Source organism: Aeromonas sp. ASNIH4 (genome assembly GCF_002934425.1).
GTDB lineage: Bacteria > Pseudomonadota > Gammaproteobacteria > Enterobacterales > Aeromonadaceae > Aeromonas > Aeromonas hydrophila.
The window spans coordinates 4,254,127-4,273,279 of sequence record NZ_CP026217.1; the positions used below are offsets into that span (position 1 = coordinate 4,254,127).

The 19,153-nt window shown below is 62.4% G+C and carries 15 protein-coding genes; all 15 read right to left on the reverse strand.

Annotated features, from left to right (window positions below):
* Positions 1–60 precede the first annotated feature (60 nt).
* The 15 genes from secA to ftsL all read right to left on the reverse strand — a co-directional run bounded on the left by secA (position 61) and on the right by ftsL (position 19,153).
* Positions 61–2,781, reverse strand: a complete 2,721-nt coding sequence (gene secA / locus C2U40_RS19875) for a preprotein translocase subunit SecA (RefSeq protein ID WP_011707576.1) — start codon at positions 2,779–2,781, stop codon at positions 61–63.
* Between the two features lie 59 nt (positions 2,782–2,840).
* Positions 2,841–3,746: a M23 family metallopeptidase gene (locus C2U40_RS19880; RefSeq protein WP_103827113.1), complete on the reverse strand. Its 906-nt coding sequence runs from the start codon at positions 3,744–3,746 to the stop codon at positions 2,841–2,843.
* Positions 3,747–3,886: 140 nt separating this feature from the next.
* Positions 3,887–4,810: a UDP-3-O-acyl-N-acetylglucosamine deacetylase gene (gene lpxC, locus C2U40_RS19885; protein WP_011707578.1), complete on the reverse strand. Its 924-nt coding sequence runs from the start codon at positions 4,808–4,810 to the stop codon at positions 3,887–3,889.
* Positions 4,811–4,911: 101 nt separating this feature from the next.
* The gene (ftsZ, locus tag C2U40_RS19890) at positions 4,912–6,063 is read right to left on the reverse strand and encodes a cell division protein FtsZ (RefSeq protein ID WP_005305686.1); all 1,152 of its coding nucleotides are present in this window, start codon (positions 6,061–6,063) and stop codon (positions 4,912–4,914) included.
* A gap of 40 nt (positions 6,064–6,103) precedes the next feature.
* Positions 6,104–7,363, reverse strand: coding sequence for a cell division protein FtsA (ftsA, locus tag C2U40_RS19895; RefSeq protein WP_103827114.1), 1,260 nt, complete (start codon positions 7,361–7,363; stop codon positions 6,104–6,106).
* Complete coding sequence (locus C2U40_RS19900; protein ID WP_017409434.1) at positions 7,344–8,096, reverse strand: cell division protein FtsQ/DivIB; 753 nt, start codon at positions 8,094–8,096, stop codon at positions 7,344–7,346. Before C2U40_RS19900 ends, ftsA begins: the two co-directional genes overlap by 20 nt.
* Positions 8,097–8,193: 97 nt before the next feature.
* Positions 8,194–9,648: a UDP-N-acetylmuramate--L-alanine ligase gene (gene murC / locus C2U40_RS19905; protein ID WP_016352177.1), complete on the reverse strand. Its 1,455-nt coding sequence runs from the start codon at positions 9,646–9,648 to the stop codon at positions 8,194–8,196.
* Positions 9,645–10,730, reverse strand: coding sequence for an undecaprenyldiphospho-muramoylpentapeptide beta-N-acetylglucosaminyltransferase (murG, locus tag C2U40_RS19910; protein WP_045788901.1), 1,086 nt, complete (start codon positions 10,728–10,730; stop codon positions 9,645–9,647). The genes murC and murG overlap by 4 nt, the downstream gene beginning before the upstream one ends.
* On the reverse strand, positions 10,730–11,911 hold the full coding sequence (gene ftsW / locus C2U40_RS19915; protein ID WP_181014721.1) for a cell division protein FtsW: 1,182 nt from the start codon (positions 11,909–11,911) through the stop codon (positions 10,730–10,732). Before ftsW ends, murG begins: the two co-directional genes overlap by 1 nt.
* A complete protein-coding gene (gene murD, locus C2U40_RS19920; RefSeq protein ID WP_029302059.1) occupies positions 11,908–13,191 on the reverse strand; it encodes a UDP-N-acetylmuramoyl-L-alanine--D-glutamate ligase in 1,284 nt (427 codons plus the stop codon). Before murD ends, ftsW begins: the two co-directional genes overlap by 4 nt.
* 3 nt (positions 13,192–13,194) lie before the next feature.
* Positions 13,195–14,277, reverse strand: coding sequence for a phospho-N-acetylmuramoyl-pentapeptide-transferase (gene mraY, locus C2U40_RS19925; RefSeq protein WP_011707583.1), 1,083 nt, complete (start codon positions 14,275–14,277; stop codon positions 13,195–13,197).
* A complete protein-coding gene (murF, locus tag C2U40_RS19930) occupies positions 14,271–15,626 on the reverse strand; it encodes a UDP-N-acetylmuramoyl-tripeptide--D-alanyl-D-alanine ligase (protein ID WP_024945437.1) in 1,356 nt (451 codons plus the stop codon). The genes mraY and murF overlap by 7 nt, the downstream gene beginning before the upstream one ends.
* Positions 15,623–17,107, reverse strand: coding sequence for a UDP-N-acetylmuramoyl-L-alanyl-D-glutamate--2,6-diaminopimelate ligase (gene murE / locus C2U40_RS19935; protein WP_103827115.1), 1,485 nt, complete (start codon positions 17,105–17,107; stop codon positions 15,623–15,625). Before murE ends, murF begins: the two co-directional genes overlap by 4 nt.
* Positions 17,088–18,842, reverse strand: a complete 1,755-nt coding sequence (locus tag C2U40_RS19940; protein ID WP_011707586.1) for a peptidoglycan glycosyltransferase FtsI — start codon at positions 18,840–18,842, stop codon at positions 17,088–17,090. Before C2U40_RS19940 ends, murE begins: the two co-directional genes overlap by 20 nt.
* A complete protein-coding gene (gene ftsL, locus C2U40_RS19945; protein WP_005305726.1) occupies positions 18,839–19,153 on the reverse strand; it encodes a cell division protein FtsL in 315 nt (104 codons plus the stop codon). Before ftsL ends, C2U40_RS19940 begins: the two co-directional genes overlap by 4 nt.

A 19,153-nucleotide genomic window follows, 5' to 3' on the forward strand; every position in this document is an offset into this window, starting at 1 on the left:
TCTTTGCCTGCCGGAAATGAATGCACCGCCCGGAGGCGGTGCATCATCGTCATTGCGCTATCAGGTCAACTGACCGTGGCAGTGCTTGTATTTTTTGCCTGAGCCACACGGGCAGGGGTCATTGCGTCCCACCTTCTGCTCGTCCCGCACGAAGGTAACCGGAGCCGCCTCGGCCTGGGCCTCGTCATCAGCCAGCTGGTTGTCGGCTGCCGCATGGGTGTAGGTGCGGGGAGCGGCTTCGGCCTGCTGGCGCTGCTGCTCTTCCATCGCCTCCACATCGCGCTCCTGAACCTGTACACGGCTCAGGATGCTGACCACGTCGCGCTTGAGGGTTTCCAGCATCTGGGTGAACAGATCGAAGGATTCGCGCTTGTACTCCTGCTTGGGGTTCTTCTGGGCGTAACCGCGCAGATGGATGCCCTGACGCAGGTGATCCATGGCCGCCAGGTGCTCTTTCCACAGGCCGTCCAGGGTTTGCAGCATCACCGCCTTCTCGAAGTTGCGCAGCACCTCCTTGCCGACCAGCTCTTCCTTGTGGGCATAGAGCTTGGTGGCTTCATCCAGGATGCGCTCGCGCAGCTTCTCTTCATAGAGCTTGTCGTCTTCCGCCAGCCACTGCTGCAACGGCAGATCCAGCGCGAAGTCGGACTTCAGGCGGGCTTCCAGACCCGGCACGTCCCACATCTCTTCCAGGGACTGCGGCGGGATGTACTCGTCGATGATGGCGCCATAGACATCGTCACGGATGACGTGGATGGTCTCGGAGATATCGCTGGTGTCCAGCAGCTCATTGCGCTGCTCGTAGACCACCTTGCGCTGGTCGTTGGCCACGTCGTCGAACTCCAGCAAGCTCTTGCGGATGTCGAAGTTGCGACCTTCCACCTTGCGCTGGGCATTTTCGATCGCCTTGGTCACCCACGGGTGCTCGATGGCCTCGCCCTCTTCCATCCCCAGCTTCTTCATCATGCCGGTGACGCGATCGGAGGCGAAGATCCGCATCAGGGTATCTTCCATGGAGAGGTAGAAACGGGAGGAACCCGGGTCGCCCTGACGACCGGAACGGCCGCGCAGCTGGTTGTCGATACGACGGGATTCGTGGCGCTCGGTACCTATGATGTGCAGACCACCAGCGGCCAGTACCGCATCGTGACGCACCTGCCAGGCCGCTTTCAGCTCGGCGATCTGTGCCTCGGTCGGGTTCTCCAGCTGGGCAATCTCTGCCTGCCAGTTGCCGCCGAGCACAATGTCGGTACCACGACCGGCCATGTTGGTAGCGATGGTGACGGCGCCGGTCTGGCCTGCCTGGGCGACGATCTCCGCTTCCATGGCGTGGAACTTGGCGTTCAGCACCTTGTGCGGGATGTTCTCCTTGGTCAGGATGCCGGAGAGCAGCTCGGAGTTCTCGATGGAGACGGTACCGACCAGCACCGGCTGGCCGCGCTCGACGCAGCCGCGAATGTCTTCGATGATGGCGGCATACTTCTCGTTGGCGGTCAGGTAGACCAGATCGCCCATGTCCTTGCGCACCATCGGCTTGTTGGTCGGGATAACCACGGTATCCAGGCCATAAATCTGCTGGAATTCAAAAGCTTCGGTATCAGCAGTACCCGTCATGCCCGCCAGCTTGTCGTACAGACGGAAGTAGTTCTGGAAGGTGATGGAGGCCAGGGTCTGGTTTTCGTTCTGGATCTTGACCCCTTCCTTCGCCTCGACCGCCTGATGCAGACCATCGGACCAGCGACGGCCCGGCATGGTACGGCCGGTGTGCTCGTCGACGATGACGATCTCGTCCTTCTGGACGATGTAGTCGACGTTGCGCTCAAACAGGGTGTGAGCGCGCAGGCCGGCGTTGACGTGGTGCAGCAGGCTGATGTTGGTGGCGGAGAACAGGGAGTCATCCTCGGCCAGCAGCCCCTCTTTCTTGAGCAGCTCTTCCACGAAGATCTGGCCGTTTTCGGTCAGCAGCGCCTGACGGTTCTTCTCGTCCACCGTGTAGTGGCCATCGCCGGTGTACTCTTCAGAATCTTCCTTGTCCTGCTTGACCAGCAGCGGGATCAGCTTGTTGACGCGGATATAGAGCTCGGAGCTGTCTTCAGCCGGGCCGGAGATAATCAGCGGGGTACGGGCTTCATCGATGAGTACCGAGTCCACCTCATCCACCAGCGCGTAGTTAAGCGGACGTTGTACACGCTGCTCGGGCGAGAACGCCATGTTGTCGCGCAGGTAGTCGAAACCAAATTCGTTGTTGGTACCGTAGGTGATGTCGGCGGCGTAGGCGTCACGCTTCTGGGACGCGTCCATGCCGGGCACGTTGCAGTCGACGGTCATGCCGAGGAAGGCGAACAGCGGGCGGTTCGCCTCGGCGTCACGCTTGGCCAGATAATCGTTCACGGTCACCACGTGCACACCGCGGCCACTCAGGGCATTCAGGTAGGCCGGCAGGGTCGCGGTGAGGGTCTTACCTTCACCCGTCTTCATCTCGGCGATGCGGTTGGAGTTCAGCACCATGCCACCGATCAGCTGGACGTCGAAGTGACGCATGCCGAACACCCGGCGAGAGGCTTCACGCACGGTGGCAAAGGCCTCCGGCAGCAACTGCTCCAGTGTCTCACCCTGCTCCAGACGCTGACGATACTCGGCCGTCTTGGCCTGCAGCTGTGCATCGGACAGAGCTTCGAACTGAGGCTCCATCGCATTGATCTGTTTTACAATTTTGCGCAGAGCCTTGAGCGTTCTGTCGTTCCGGCTGCCGATAATCTTGGTAAGCAGTGTGCTAATCATGGGTACCAACTATTTCTGGTTATATAAGTGTTCCGTCACTGGAACCTGGAGAAAAAAACCTAACCCCGTCTGGCATTGAGAAAACGCGCGGGGTCCACCTGACGACCATCTTTCAACACTTCGTAATGCAAATGGACCCCGGTCGCGCGACCGGTGCGTCCCATCAAGGCAATTTTCTGGCCCTCATCGACCAGGGTGCCCACTTCGACCAGCAACTTGGAGTTGTGGGCATAGCGGGTCACCAACCCATTGCCGTGGTTGATCTCCACCATGTTGCCAAATTCCGGATGACGGCCCGCCCAGCTCACAACCCCTGGGCCCGTCGCCAGAATGGGGGTGCCGGGCTTGCCACGGAAATCCACCCCTTTGTGCATCTTGGCACGACCGTTGAACGGATCGACCCGGCCACCGAAGCCAGAGGAGACCCAAACCCGCTCCTGCTTGACCGGTGTTCCGGAAATAAAGCCGGCATCGGTTATATGGTGATTCATGATGAAAGATTCAAGTACCGACAGCTGCTCTTCACGACTGCTGAGCTGCTGGCTGAGATGCTTCATGGAGTCCTGCAGCTCGTTGAGGCTGACTTCCAGATCCGCATCATAGGAGGGGCCGCCCATGGGGGGCAGCTCCTTGAAATTGAACTCTTCGGGATCGAGGTCGGCCTTTTCGGTCAGCCGCTCGCCGAGCGCGTTGAGACGACCCAACTGCCCCTGCATGGTGCCCACCTGGGCGGCCAGCATGGCGAGCTGTTCGCGGGCTTCATCTGCCCCTTGCGTGGATTTTTGCTGTTCGGCCATGGCCAGCGCGACTTCCAGCGCCTCCATTTTTTGATGCCAGCTCTGCCAGAGCCAGCCACCACTCAGGGCCAATACAGTGAAGAAGATACCGCCGACCCAAGCCAGACGTCGTTTCGGTAAGTGCAACTTGCGTCGCTGCTTGCCATTGAGGATCAGGGTAATGCTCATAGAAATCAGTCTGCTCGGTCAGGTGTGGCCATTGGCCCGCACGGGAAATAAAACCGGGAGATAATCGGTATTACAGAATGGAGTAAACAAATAACGGAACGTCGGTGCGGAGAGAGGACCGACGTTCCGTTGCACAGCTATCAGGCCAGAACCAGACCGTTATCGTAGTAAGCGATGGGCGCTTTGTCGCCCTCACCCTCGAAGGTCACCAGTTCCCAGGCCTCCTGCTTGGCCAGCAAGGCACGCAGCAGCTTGTTGTTCAGGGCATGGCCGGTCTTGTAGGCACGGAATTCGCCAATGATGCTGCGGTTACACATGTAAAGGTCACCGATCGCATCCAACATCTTGTGTTTGACGAATTCATCTTCATAGCGCAGGCCATCTTCGTTCAGTACCCGATAGTCATCCAGCACCACGGCGTTTTCCAGGCTTCCGCCCAGCGCCAGGTTCTGGGAACGCAGGTACTCGATATCACGCATGAAACCGAACGTACGAGCACGGCTGATCTCTTTCACGAAAGAGGCACCGGAGAAGTCCAGCACGCAACGCTGATTGCGTCCTTCAAATACCGGATGCTGGAAGTCGATCTCGAGATCCATTTTGAAGCCGTTGCGATAGGGGTGGAATTCCGCCCACTTGTCGCCGTCTTCAACCCGGATGCTCTGCTTGATCCGCACAAACTGCTTGGGCGCATTCTGTTCACGGATACCGACCTCTTGCAGCAGGTAGATAAAGGGGTGCGCACTGCCGTCCATCACCGGGATCTCGGGCGCATCAACCTCGACATAGAGGTTGTCGATGCCCATCCCGGCCAGCGCGGCAGAGAGGTGCTCAATGGTAGAGACTCGGACACCGGCTTCATTGACCAGAGCGGTACAAAGCACGGTATCACGCACCTGATCGGCATTGGCTGGCAGCTCTACCACAGGATTCAGATCGGTACGCAAGTAAACGATCCCTGTGTTAACAGGCGCCGGACGGAACGTCATTGTGACTTTCCGGCCCGAATGCAGGCCGACACCGGTGGCCTGGACACTCGTTTTCAAGGTTCTTTGTCTAATCATGGGCGTATCCGCTTAACAGCTCAAATTCCTGACCAGATGGTCGTTGCCGGGCCATCTTAGCACATTCCTTAAGCAACAAACAAACCAGCGTCATTGGAGGCTTAGTCAGCTTGCTTGCGCAGGAACGCAGGAATATCGAGATAATCCGGTTCGCGACGAGCTTGCGGCTCGGCGTTGACCACCTTGGCCGGGGCCTCTTCCATCACGCGAGACTGCAGGGCTTCGCTGATCAGGGGCTGACGGGCCGGACGCTCTTGTACCATGTTGTTCTTCACCAGCGTGATGTCGGGCTTGCGCTCGGCACCGATACCGGTGGCAACCACGGTCACGCGCAGTTCGTCGTGCATTTCCGGGTCGATTACGGTACCCACCACCACGGTGGCGTTCTCGGAGGCGAAGGCCTTGACCGCGTTACCCACGGTTTCGAACTCTTCGATGGTCATGTCCATGCCGGCGGTGATATTGACCAAGATGCCACGGGCACCGGCCAGATCCACGTCTTCCAGCAGCGGACTGGAGATGGCTTTCTCGGCCGCTTCTTCGGCACGGTCATCACCGGAGGCGGAACCGGTACCCATCATGGCGGTACCCATTTCACGCATCACGGTACGCACGTCCGCGAAGTCGACGTTGATCAAGCCCGGACGGGTGATCAGCTCGGCAATGCCCTGTACCGCGCCAAGCAGCACATCGTTGGCAGCCTTGAAGGCGTCCAGCAGGGAGATGCCGCGGCCCAGCACCTTCAGCAACTTGTCGTTGGGGATGGTGATCAGGGAGTCGACGTTCTTGGACAGCTCTTCGATGCCGTGAGCCGCGAAGCCCATCCGCTTCTTCCCCTCAAAGGAGAACGGCTTGGTTACGACAGCAACTGTCAGAATACCCATCTCGCGAGCCACTTCGGCCACGATCGGTGCAGCACCGGTACCGGTACCACCACCCATGCCGGCGGCGATGAACACCATGTCGGAGCCGGTCAGCAGCTCGCGCAGCGCTTCCCGATCTTCCATGGCCGCATCACGACCCACTTCCGGATTGGCTCCGGCACCCAGACCCTTGGTGATGCCACCGCCGATCTGCAGGGTTGTGTTGGCGCTGGAGTTACGCAGAGCCTGGGCGTCGGTGTTGACGGTAATGAATTCAACGCCTTCGATGTTTTGACGAACCATGTGCTCGACCGCGTTGCCGCCGCCGCCACCCACACCAATCACTTTAATGACGGCTTCGTCAGTGTGGCTATCCATAAATTCAAACATGTTGTCTCTCCGCTTTATTTGCCTGACTCAGCAAAATCTTTTAGAACTCGCCACGCAACCAGTTGCTGACCCGTTTGACCAGCCCACCTACGCTTGCCTTGGCGGCATATTCCTTGCTATTGCCGGTGGATTGATGGGTGCGGCCATACTGCAGCAACCCGACCGCGGTCGAGTACACAGGCGCCTGCACATAATCACTCAATCCCCGGATATTCATGGGCTCCCCTACCCGGACCTGGCTCTGGAAGATCTGCTCTGCGCACTCCACAATGCCTTCGATCTGGGCAGCGCCGCCGGTCAAGACCACACCGGCTGCAAGCTGATGCTTGACCCCCTGCGCTTTCAATTCGCTTTGTACCCGCACCAGCTCATCATTCACCATGGAGAGCAACTCGGTGTAACGGGGCTCAATCACTTCAGCCAGTGTCTGCCGTTGCAGGCTGCGCGCCGGACGACCGCCGACACTGGGTACTTCAATATTGTCTTCCTTGCTGACCAGCCGGCCGAGGGCGCAGCCATAGCGCACCTTGATCGCCTCCGCATCCAGCGGCGGGGTGCCGAAGGCATAGGCGATGTCGCTGGTCACCGTGCTGCCGGCGTACGGGATCACCTTGGTGTGACGCAGGGCACCGCCGGTAAACAGCGACATGTCCATGGTGCCGCCACCGATGTCCACCACGCAGACACCCAGCTCCTTCTCGTCTTCGGTCAGCACGGCGTAGCTGGACGCCAGTGCGGAGAAGATCAGCTGATCCACCCGCAGACCCACCTTCTCCACGCATTTCTCGATGTTGCGAGCCATGTCGTTGTGGCAGGTGATCAGGTGCACCTTGGCCGCCATCCGCACGCCGGAGAGGCCGACCGGGTTCTTGATCCCTTCCTGGTAGTCGATGGCGAACTCCTGGGGCAGCACGTGCAGCACCCGGAGCTCATCGGACAACCGTACCGACTTGGCGGTGTGGATGACGTTGTCCACGTCTTCCTGGGTCACCTCTTCATCGGAGATGGGTACCATGCCGGTTTCATTGCGACAGTCGATATGCTTGCCGGACAACCCCAGATAGACGGAGCTGATCTGGCAGTCGGCCATCATTTCAGCCTCTTCCACCGCGCGACGCAGGGACTTGACCACGGAATCAAGATCGTTGACCCCGCCCTTGTCCATGCCGCGAGAGGCGTGACTGCCCATGCCGATGACATTGAGCTCACCGTCTGGCAGCACTTCGCCAACCAGAACCGCCACCTTGGTTGTGCCGATATCCAGCCCGACAATCAGATTTCTATCTGCGGTTTTGGTCATTCACTTTCTCTTCGTTCTTCTTCCAGCCAACTGCCATTCCGGTGTCGTATCGAAGATCCACATAAGCAACCCGCTCACGAGGCTCGATGACCGGAAAGGCATCGATAAACCGCTGCAGTCGAAGCGCGATATCCGAGCGCCCCAAAAACAGCTGAATGTTGCCATCCAGGGTCAGTTCCCAGGCATGGCGAGGGGTCAGATTCACCCCCAGCAGCTTGTACCCTCTGGCCGCCAGCTGCGCCTCGTATTGGCGGCTGGCCTCCAGCACCTTGACGGCCTGATCTTCTGGCCCGGACAGCTGCATCAGGGGGGTCTTCACCCTGTCCGGCGCACTGAACACCTCACCCTTGGTGTTGACGAAGCGGTTGCCATTCCAGCGGGCCGCGACCGCCTGTTCGGTGAGGTAGACCTTGATCTTGTTGGGCCACTTCTTGCGTACCGAGACCTGGGCCACCCAAGGCAAGGCGTTCAACCGCGCCTGCAATTCGTTCACATCCAACTCGAAGAAGTTGCGCAACTCGGCGCCATCCAGCACGGCGCTGCGCAGTTCATCGGTTTGCAAATACTGGTGTTGCCCCTGCAGCAACAGCTCGCTCATGGGCAACCGATTGGCATCCGTCAGCCAATCTTTAACATCCAGCGCGGTCTGGTAGAGGCCCCACATGACCAGGATGAAAAATCCCACCCCGGCGATGAAGCCCCCCTTGGTGCGCCCTTGTGCCCTTGCCTCCACCCGATCGATCCCCGTTTAACGCGCCATGCCGGCCCTTTGCAGACCGGTTCGCCATTATATAGGCCCCGGCTTGGCGGTCAAAATACTCATTGGGCCCTCAGGCGCCGGATTTCATGCTCTCGATGCTCAATTTCATCTCGCCGAGACGGCGAGCCAGTGCGCCGACGTTCCCTGCCCCCTGGGTCAGCACCAGATCGCCCTCGCCGACCAGCCCGGCGAGTACCGCCGGCACATCGTCCGGCGTCGCGACAAAGATGGGCTCCAGGCTGCCGCGGGAGCGGATGGAGCGGCACAGGGCGCGGCCATCGGCGCCCGGAATGGGCTCTTCACCGGCGGCATAAACCTCCAGCATCACCAGCACGTCCACCTTGGAGAGCACGTCCGCGAAGTCTTCGTAGAGATCGCGGGTACGGGTGTAGCGGTGCGGCTGGAACACCATCACCAACCGCTTCTCGGGCCAGCCGGCACGAGCTGCGTTGATGGTGACCTTGACCTCGCTCGGGTGGTGACCGTAGTCGTCCACCAGCATGGCTTTGCCGCGCCCTGTCTCGAACTCGCCATATTGCTGGAAGCGGCGACCCACCCCTTCAAACTTGGCCAGCGCCCGGATGATGGCATCATCGCCGATCCCGTCCTCGGTGGCGACCGCAATCGCCGCGGCGGCATTGAGCGCGTTGTGGATGCCGGGCAGATTGAGGGTCACCTCCAGCTCGCCGGCATCTTTGCGGCGCACCCGGAAGCGACTGCGGTTGCTGGTCTGCACGAAGTCCAGCACCTGCACGTCGGCATCATCACTCAGGCCGTAGGTGATGGTGGGACGGGCGATCTCCGGCAACATGCCGCGGATCACAGGATCATCCACGCACACCACGGCCAGCCCGTAGAATGGCAGGTTGTGCAGGAAGTCGATGAAGGTGGCCTTCAGCCTGGAGAAGTCGCCACCATAGGTGTCCATGTGATCCGCTTCGATGTTGGTCACGATGGAAACCATCGGCTGCAGATGCAGGAAGGAGGCGTCGCTCTCGTCCGCCTCGGCAATCAGATAGCGGCTGCTGCCCAGGCGGGCATTGGTGCCGGCGCTGTTGAGCAGGCCACCGATGACGAAGGTCGGATCCCGGTCCGCTTCGGCATAGATGCTCGCCACCAGACTGGTGGTGGTGGTCTTGCCGTGAGTGCCGGCGATGGCGATGCCGTGGCGGAAGCGCATCAGCTCGGCCAGCATCTCGGCGCGGCGCACCACGGGGATGCGCAGCTCGCGGGCGGCCAGCAGCTCGGGGTTGTCCTGCTTGATGGCGGTGGAGACCACCACCACGCTCGCCTCGTTCACGTGCTCGGCACTGTGGCCGACAAAGATGTGGGCGCCAAGGGACTCGAGTCGCTCGGTCACCGCATTGCGGGCCAGATCCGAGCCGGTTACCTGATACCCTTCGTTGGCAAGCACTTCGGCGATACCGCCCATCCCGGCACCACCGATGCCGATGAAGTGGATGCGACGCACGCGGCGCATTTCAGGGATAACGGTACGCAGTTTTGCCAGTTCAACCTTGGTCATAGTTCTCTCTCAATCTGCCCGGTCGCCAGGCGTTTGCACTCGTCGGCAACCCGCTCGGCGGCATCGGTAATGGCCACGCGACGGGCGGCCTGGGCCATGTTCAATAGGGTTTCCCTGCGCCCGGCAAGCCAGGAGAGACGGGCGGCCAGCGAGGCCGTCGTCAGCTCGGATTGGGGCAGGAATTCAGCCGCACCGCCGTCGACCAGGGTCAGGGCGTTGCGGGTCTGGTGATCATCCACCGCGTGGGGCAGCGGAACAAAAATGGCGGCCACCCCGGCGGCAGCCACTTCGGAGACGGTCAGCGCCCCCGCCCGGCACACCACCAGATCGGCCCAGGCATAGGCACCGGCCATGTCCTTGATAAATTCACTCACTTCGGCCGCAACGCCCTCTTTGGCGTAGGCTTCGGCCACGGCATCCCGATTGCCCTTGCCACACTGGTGACGCACCTCGATGGGCACGCCGGCCGCCGCCACCGCTGGCGGCACCTGCTCGTTGAGTACCCGGGCCCCCAGGCTGCCACCGACGATCAGCAGCCGCAGTGGCTCGGCACCGCTGCGCAACTGGGGATCCGGCAGCGCCACCACTTCGGGGCGTACCGGGTTGCCCACCACGGCGGTGCGACGGCTCGGCGCAAAGGCGCCCGGAAATGCCATCAGCACCCGCTTGGCGAGGCGAGCCAGCAACTTGTTGGTCAGGCCTGCGGCAGCATTCTGCTCGTGCAGCAGCAGCGGGATACCGGACAGCCAGGCCGCCACGCCACCCGGGCCGGAGGCAAAGCCGCCCATGCCGAGCACCACGTCGGGGCGAATGGTTTTGAGCACCCGGCGCGCCTGCAGCACGGATTTGACGATGCGATAGGGCGCCACCAGCAGACGCTTGATGCCGTTGCCACGCACCCCCTGGATATCGATGAAGGAGATGGGGTAACCATGGGCAGGCACCAGCTCGGCCTCCATCCGGTCGGCGGTGCCGAGCCAGTGAATGGTCCAGCCCTGGGCCTTGAGGCGATCAGCCACGGCCAAGCCGGGGAACACATGGCCCCCGGTACCGCCTGCCATCACCAACAGCGTCTTGCTCACTAAACCTCCCGCACGCGCGCCTGGGCACTGGCCTGGCGCAACTCGAAATCGATACGAATCAACATGCTCACCGCCACCATCATGATGATGAGGCTCGAACCACCATAACTGACCAGCGGCAGGGTCAGCCCCTTGGTCGGCATCATGCCGCTGGCTGCCCCCACGTTGACGAAGGTCTGGAAGCTGAACCAGATGCCGATGCCGATGGCCAGATAGCCTTCATACAGTCGCTCGGCCACCAGCGCCTGGTGCCCCAGCTTGAGCGCCTTGATTGCCAGCGCAAAGATGAGAAACAGCGCGCCCAGCACGCCCACATAGCCCAGCTCTTCACCCAGGATGGCGAACACGAAGTCGGTGTGTGCCTCCGGCAGGTACTCCATCTTCTGGATGGAGTTGCCAAGCCCCTCGCCAAACCAGCTACCACGGCCGAAGGCCATCAGCGACTGGGTCAGCTGGTAGCCGCTGCCGAACGGATCGGCCCAAGGATCGAGGAAAGAGGTCACCCGTCGCATCCGGTACGGCTCGGCGATGATCAGGGTCACCACGGCGCTCACCCCCACCAGGATGAGACCGATGAACTGCACCAGGCGGGCGCCGGCCAGGAACAGCATGCCGAGCGAGGTGACGAACATCACCACCACCGAGCCCAGATCGGGCTGGGCCAGCAGCAGGATGGCCACCACGAACAACACCGCCATCGGCTTCATGAAACCGATGAAGCGCTCACGTACCTCGCTCTGACGGCGCACCAGATAACCCGCCAGATAGACGAACAGCGCCAGCTTGCCGAACTCGGCCGGCTGCAGGTTGAACGGGCCAAGCGGCAACCAGCGCACCGAGCCGTTGACGCTGCGGCCCACCAGCAATACCAGCACCAGCATGACGATGGCCAGCAGCAACATGGTGCCGTTGTAGTGCTGCCAGCGCGCCATCGGCACCTGCAGCACAAACCAGGAGATGCCGAGCGCCATCAGCAGAAACAGGCCGTGACGCTTCACGAACATGAAGGGATCGTTGTTGATGGCGATCCCCTCCGGGATCGAGGCGGAGGCCACGATCACCAGACCCACCGCCATCAGCGCCAGCGCCAGCACGACCAGCTGCCGGTCATAGAGACCTGCAGGGCGCGCCGGCAACAGCCAGCGCTGCAAGAAGCCTGCGACTGCGCGAAGGGCGTTCATAACTTCTGTACCAGCTCGGTGAAACGATCACCGCGCGCTTCGAAAGACTTGAATTGGTCCAGGCTGGCGCAGGCCGGCGCCAACAGCACCCAGTCGCCGGGTCTGGCATCGGCAGCCGCCTTGGCGACCGCGGCATCCAGATCCGCCACCCGCTCGGTCTGCTCACCCAGTGCCAGCAGCACCTCGGCATCCTGGCCGAAACAGTACATGTGATCGATCTGGCTGCCGAGCAGCGCCTGCACCGGGCCGAAATCCTGGCCCTTGCCCTGACCACCGGCCAGCAGCAGCAGACGGCCCTTCACCGACTCGCGCACACCGGCAACGGCAGCAAGAGTCGCCCCCACGTTGGTCGCCTTGGAGTCGTTGATCCAGCGCACCCCGTTCACCTCCCGCACGAAGCGGGCACGGTGGGGCAGCCCCTCGAACCGGCGCAGTACTCGCAACTGCGGCTCGCGCGGGATGCCGACCGCATCGCACAGGGCCATGGCGGCCAGCGCGTTGGCCTGGTTGTGGGCGCCGACGATCTTCATCTCGTCCACCGCCAGCAACGGCTCGCCGTGCAGGGTCAGCCAGTGACGGCCATCCAGCTCGCAGCGGCCGTAGCCGTTGCAGTCGAGGCCGAAGCTCTGCCACACCTGGCCCACGTCGGGCAGGGTCTGGGCATCGTCGCGATTGATCAGGATGTGCTGGGAGTGCTGATGGATCTCCATCTTGGCGGCGCGGTAGTCGGCCATGCCCTGATAGCGATCCATATGGTCCTCACTGAGATTCAATACCACGGAGGCGGCGGCGCGCAGGCTGTGGGTGGTCTCCAGCTGGAAGCTGGAGAGCTCCAGCACGCACAGATCCATCGGCTGCTTGAGCAGCTCCAGCGCCGGCGTGCCTATGTTGCCACCCACCCCGACCTTGAGCCCCGCCTCGGCGATCATCTCACCCACCAGGGTGGTGACCGTGCTCTTGCCGTTGGAGCCGGTGATGGCGATCACCGGCACCTGGGTCTCGCGCACGAACAGCTCGATGTCGCCGACGATGCGCACCCCAAACTCGGCAGCCGCTTGCAGTTCGGGCGTTGCCAGGGCAATGCCCGGGCTCGCCACTATCATGTGCGCCTGCTTGAGCAGTTCGCCATCCAGCCCGTGGATGAGTTCCACCTCGGGGGGCAGCTCGTCCTTGCCCGGCGGATTGGCGCGGGTGTCCATCACCAGCGGCGTCACGCCACGGCCGAGGAAGTAGTCGACGCAGGAGAGTCCGGTTTTGCCGAGTCCGATGATGATGACCATGGCTTACCTCACCTTCAGGGTGGCGAGGCCGAGCAGCACCAGCATGAGCGTGATGATCCAGAAGCGCACGATGACGCGCGGCTCCGGCCAGCCCTTCTTCTCATAGTGGTGATGGATCGGTGCCATGCGGAAGATGCGCACGCCGCGCAGCTTGTAGGACCCCACCTGCAGGATCACCGAGACGGTCTCCATCACGAAGACGCCGCCCATGATCACCAGCAGAAACTCCTGACGCACCAGCACGGCGATGGTGCCGAGCGCGCCGCCCAGCGCCAGGGAGCCCACGTCCCCCATGAACACCTGGGCCGGGTAGGTGTTGAACCAGAGGAAACCCAGACCTGCCCCGACGATGGCGGTACAGACGATCACCAGCTCGGAGGTATAGGGCACATAGGGAATATGCAGGTAGTTGGCGAAATTGACGTTGCCGGTGGCCCAGGCGATGAAGGCGAATCCCCCCGCAACCATCACGGTCGGCATGATGGCCAAACCATCCAGGCCATCCGTGAGATTGACCGCGTTGGAAGTACCGACGATGACGAAGTAGGTCAGTACGATGAACATCAGCCCGAGTTGCGGCATCACATCCTTGAGGAAGGGCACCACCAGCTGGGTCTGACCGTCGTGAGTGGCGGTGGCATAAAGGAACACGGCCACCCCCAGCGCAACGGCGGATTGCCAGAAGTACTTCCAGCGAGCGATCAGGCCGTCGGTGTTCTTGCGCACCACCTTGAGGTAGTCATCGGCGAAGCCGATGGCGCCATAGGCCCCCAGCACGAACAGCACCAGCCAGACATAGGGGTTGTCGAGGCGGCACCAGAGCAGCACCGAGATGAAGATGGCGGCGATGATCATCAGTCCGCCCATGGTCGGGGTGCCTTTCTTGCTCAGGTGCGACTCCGGACCGTCATTGCGGATCACCTGGCCGAATTTGAGGATCTGCAGGCGGCGGATGAGGCGCGGCCCCATCCAGAGCGCCACCACCAGGCCGGTGATGATCGACAGGATGGCGCGAAACGTCAGGTAGGAGAAGACGTTGAAGAAGGTGAAGTGCGGGGTGAGCAGTTCCGCCAGCCAGACTAGCATGTGGCTGACTCCTGACGGTCTTTGACCATCTCGACGATATCTTCCATGCGGGAGCCGCGGGCCCCCTTGACCAGGATGGCGATTTCTTGATGTGTATTTATCATTTGCGCAAGCACTTCAAACAACGACGCCTTGTTATCGAAATGTCGGCCAGCCGCGGCATCTGCGGTGTGGCGACTCTGTTCCCCTACGGTCAGCACGGCATCGAGGCCGCGCTCGCTGGCGTGGCGTCCGACCCGGGCGTGCTGCTCGGCGGACTCCTCACCCAACTCCTTCATGTCACCGAACACCAGCACCTTGTAGCCGCTCATCGCGGTCAGGGCATCGATGCCCGCCAGCACGGACTCCACGCTGGCGTTGTAGGTGTCGTCCACCAGGGTGAGACCACCCCAGCGCTGGACGCAGAAACGGCCCTTGACCGGTGCCATCTGCTCGAGCCCGGCCTTGACCGAGGCGAGCGAGGCGCCGAGCGCCAGCGTGCCGGCGGCGGCGGCCAGGGCGTTCGCCACGTTATGGCGGCCCGGAATGGCCAGGGTCAGGCTCACTTCACCCTGCGGGGTCACCATGACGAACTCGGCACAGCCCTGCTGGTTGATCACCACGTTGCTGGCATGGAACGGCTGACGCTGATCCTCGATGGAGAAGGCGCACTGGATCCCGCGGGCCTGCCACTTCGGCCAGAATTCGTTGTCGGCATTGACGATGGCACAGCCACCTTCACCCAGCCCCTCGAAGATTTCGCTCTTGGCGTGGAATACCCCTTCCAGCGAGCCGAAACCCTCCAGGTGGGCCGCCGCCACATTGTTGATGATGGCTGCATCGGGTTTGGCCAGCGAGGTGGTCCAGGCGATCTCGCCCGGGTGGTTGGCCCCCAGCTCCATCACCGCAAACCGGTGTTGCGGCTCGAGGCGCAGCAGGGTCAGCGGCACCCCCACTTCGTTGTTGAAGTTGCCAGCGGTGGCCAGCACTTCCCCTTCCTGACGCAGGATGGCGGTCGCCATCTCCTTCACCGTGGTCTTGCCGCAACTGCCGGTGATGGCCAGCACTTTCGGGTTGATCCGCTCGCGCACCAGCCGGCCGAGGCGACCCAGTCCCTTGAGACTGTCGGTCACCACCAGCTGGGGGATCGCCAACGGCAGTTCACGCTCGACCAGCAGGGCCGATGCCCCGGCGGCCACGGCCTGCTCGCAGAAATCGTGGGCATCGAAACGCTCGCCGCGCAGCGCAACAAACAGCGCGCCTGCGCCCAGGGTACGGGTGTCGGTGCTGACAGCCGTGATCGCTCCGTCTTCACCAATCAGACGGGCATCGAGTACCTGCGCCAGCTCGGCAAGCCTGAGGGTCATCATGCGAATGACTCCAATAATGTGTGCAAGGCGGCCGCGACGGTTTCCCGGTCGCTGTAGTGCCGCTTGTCGGTTCCAATGATCTGATAATCCTCGTGGCCCTTACCGGCCACCAGGATGATGTCCTGTTTGCTCGCCTGGCTCAGTGCCAGCTGGATTGCCTTGGTCCTGTCGTGCTCGATCTGCACGGCGCCAGGATCGCGAAGACCCGCCACCATGTCGGCCATGATCCGGGCCGGCTCCTCGGTACGGGGATTGTCATCGGTCAGGATCACGCGATCCGCATGCAGCTCGGCCATGGCGGCCATCATGGGCCGCTTGCCGCGATCCCTGTCGCCACCACAACCCACCAGGCACCAGAGCCGCCCTTCACAGTGCACCCGCAGGGCCTGCAAGGCCTTCTCCAGCGCATCCGGCGTGTGGGCGTAATCAACCACGGCGAGCGGCGCCTTGCCGCCACCGAAGCACTCCATGCGGCCGGTTACCGGCTGCAGTTGCGGCGCGCTGGCCAGCAACTCGTCAAAGTCATAACCGAGCACCAGCATGGCGCCCATCGCTGCCAGCACGTTGCTGACGTTGAAGCGCCCGAGCAAGGGGGCGGATAATACACCATTCCCCCAGCTGGAGTTAATCTGCGTGCGAAAACCTTGCTGGTGGAAATGGGGATCCTGCGCCGTCAGCTGTCGCCCCGGGTGGCCGGCCACCGGGCCGTGCACGCTGAACGCCACGGCGGCCGGATAGGCAGCCAGCCATTGGCGGCCCAGCCGGTCATCGGCATTGAGCACGGCGCAGGGTTCGTCCACCAGTTTCAGCAGCTCTTCCTTGGCGGCGCCGTAGGCCTCCATGGTGCCGTGATAGTCCAGATGATCCCGGCTCAGGTTGGTGAACACGGCGGCGGCAAACGGCAGGGCCGCGACGCGATGCTGTACCAGGCCGTGGCTGGACACCTCCATCGCCATCAGATCCGCCCCCTGCGCTTGCAGAGCGGCCAGATTCGCCTGCACCTGCACCGCGCTGCCGGTGGTGTTTTCCGCTTCCACCAGCTCGCCGAACAGGCCGTTGCCTATGGTGCCCATCACACCGGCCTTGCCCCCCAGCAGGGTGCGCCAGTTGGCTACCAGCAGCGCCGTGGTGCTCTTGCCGTTGGTGCCGGTGATGCCCACCAGATCCAGCTTGCCGGCCGGCTGGTCGTAGAAATAGCCGGCCAGCTCGGAGAGCCTGGCTGGCAGATCCGGGATCCCGAGACAAGGCACGCTCAGCGCCGGTGCCACGAATTCACCGTCCTCTTCAAACAGTACGGCGGTCGCTCCCTGAGCCACCGCCTGTTCGATAAACCGTCTGCCATCCACCTGATGCCCGCGAATCGCCACGAAGAGACAACCGGGCCCTACCCGCCGACTGTCTAGCTGGATGTCGTTAAGCGCGAGCGCCGGGGCAGTAATGCCAAAGGGGCGCATCAGTTGATCAAGTGCGCGGGACAACATTGGAAGCCTCCGTACGGGCAAGTTTGGTGGGCACCGCAGGCGGCACCGCGTCAGGACGAATATTGAAGAGCTGCAGCACCCCGCCCATGGCTTCGGCAAACGGCGGCGTCGCAACGGCGCCACCGTAGTAGGCGTCGCCCTTGGGCTCGTTGATCACCACTACCATGACGAAACGGGGATTGCTGGCCGGGGCGAAACCGGCGAACCAGGCCATGTAGTCCTTGCCGTAGCCACCTGCGACCGCGACCTTGGCGGTACCACTCTTGCCACCGACCCGGTAACCGGGGATCTGCGCTTTCGGAATGGCATTGCTGACCACGTACTCCAACGCCTGCAACATGGCGGTGGCGTTGTTGTGATCGATGACCTGCTCCCCCTTGGGCGGCTCGGTCACCTTGACGATGGAGAGCGGCACCCGCTTGCCCTTGTTAGCCAGGGTGGCATAGGCAGAGGCCAGCTGCAGCGGGGTGACCCGCAGGCCATAGCCGAACGACAGGGTGGCACGCTCGATGTCGGACCAGCGCCGGCGCTGGGGCAGCATACCGCTGCTCTCACCCATCAGGCCGCTGCCGGTGTCCATCCCGAAGCCCACCATGCTGAGGGTGTTGATCATCTCCTGCGCCGGCATCCGCAGCGCGATGCGCGACATGCCGATGTTGGAGGAGTAGCGCAGGATGTCGTACAGGTTGGTGGCCTTGTGGATACTCACGTCGCGGATCTGCTTGGCCCCGATAAACAGCGGGCCACCCGGAATGGTGTCCTTCCAACTGGTGACGCCGGCCTGCAGCGCGCTGAGCAGGATCAGCGGCTTGACGGTGGAGCCTGGTTCATAGGTATCGGTCACCACCCGGTTGCGTACCCGGAAACTCTGGTACTGACCGCGGTTGTTGGGGTTGTAGGAGGGGGTGTTGACCATGGCGAGCACTTCGCCGGTCTTGACGTCCAGCATCACCATGGAGCCGGAGGTCGCCTTGTTCTCGTCGGTGGCGCGCTTGAGCGCCCGGTAGGCCAGCGCCTGCACCCGTTGATCGATGCTCAGTTGCAAGTCGTTGGCGTTCTTGCCCTCTTTGACCAGACCAAGCCGCTCGATGACTCGGCCCTGCCTGTCCTTGCGCACCCGCATCTCGCCAGGGGTTGCCGTCAGCCACTCGTTGTAGCTGCGCTCGATCCCCTCGATGCCGCTGCCGTCGATGTTGGTTACCCCCACCAGGTGGGCGCTGATCTCGCCGGTCGGGTAGAAACGGCGCGCTTCGGGGCGCAGATAGATGCCACCCAGCTTGAGGCCCTTGATGTATTCCGCCACCGCCGGCGTCACCTGACGCTGCAGGTAGACGAAGCGCTTGCTCGGATTGGAGATGCGGTGCTTGAGGGTATTGATGTCGAGCTTGAGCACGGCGGACAGGGCCAGCCAGGCCCGCTCGTTATGGATGGCGCCAGACTCGTGCACCGTCTTGGGATCGGCCCAAACGGCTTCCACCGGCACCGACACCGCCAGCTGTTCGCCGTTGCGATCGGTGATCATGCCGCGCACCGCCTGAGTGGCGGTGGTACGCAGCGAACGCATGTCCCCTTCCTGGCGCAGCCGATCCGGGTCGATCACCTGGATCCAGGCCAGTCGCAGGATCAAGCCGGCAAACGCAATGCCGATGAAGAACACCAGCGTGCGAAAGCGCCACGGATAGAGTGACGGAGCTTTGACCTTGGGTTGGGCCTTGGCGGAAGCCTTGCGTTTCATGGTTGTGTAATTACCTTCTCGGTGGTCACCAGCGGGCGAGCCATCTGCAACTTGTCCATGGCCAGACTCGCCACCCGGGAGTGCTCGGCCAGCGTGCCCTGTTCCAGCAACAGGTGCCGCCATTCGATGTTGAGGCGATCCTCCTCCGCCATCAGGTCGTTCTGCTTGGCCGTCAGACCGCGGGTCATGTTGGTCACCAGGATCACCGCAAAGGCGGTGATCAGCACGGCGATGGCCAGCACCACCTGCAGCTTGTGCCGCCAGAGATCACCGAGGATCTCCCTGGCCAGATGGACGCGCACCTCGCTCAT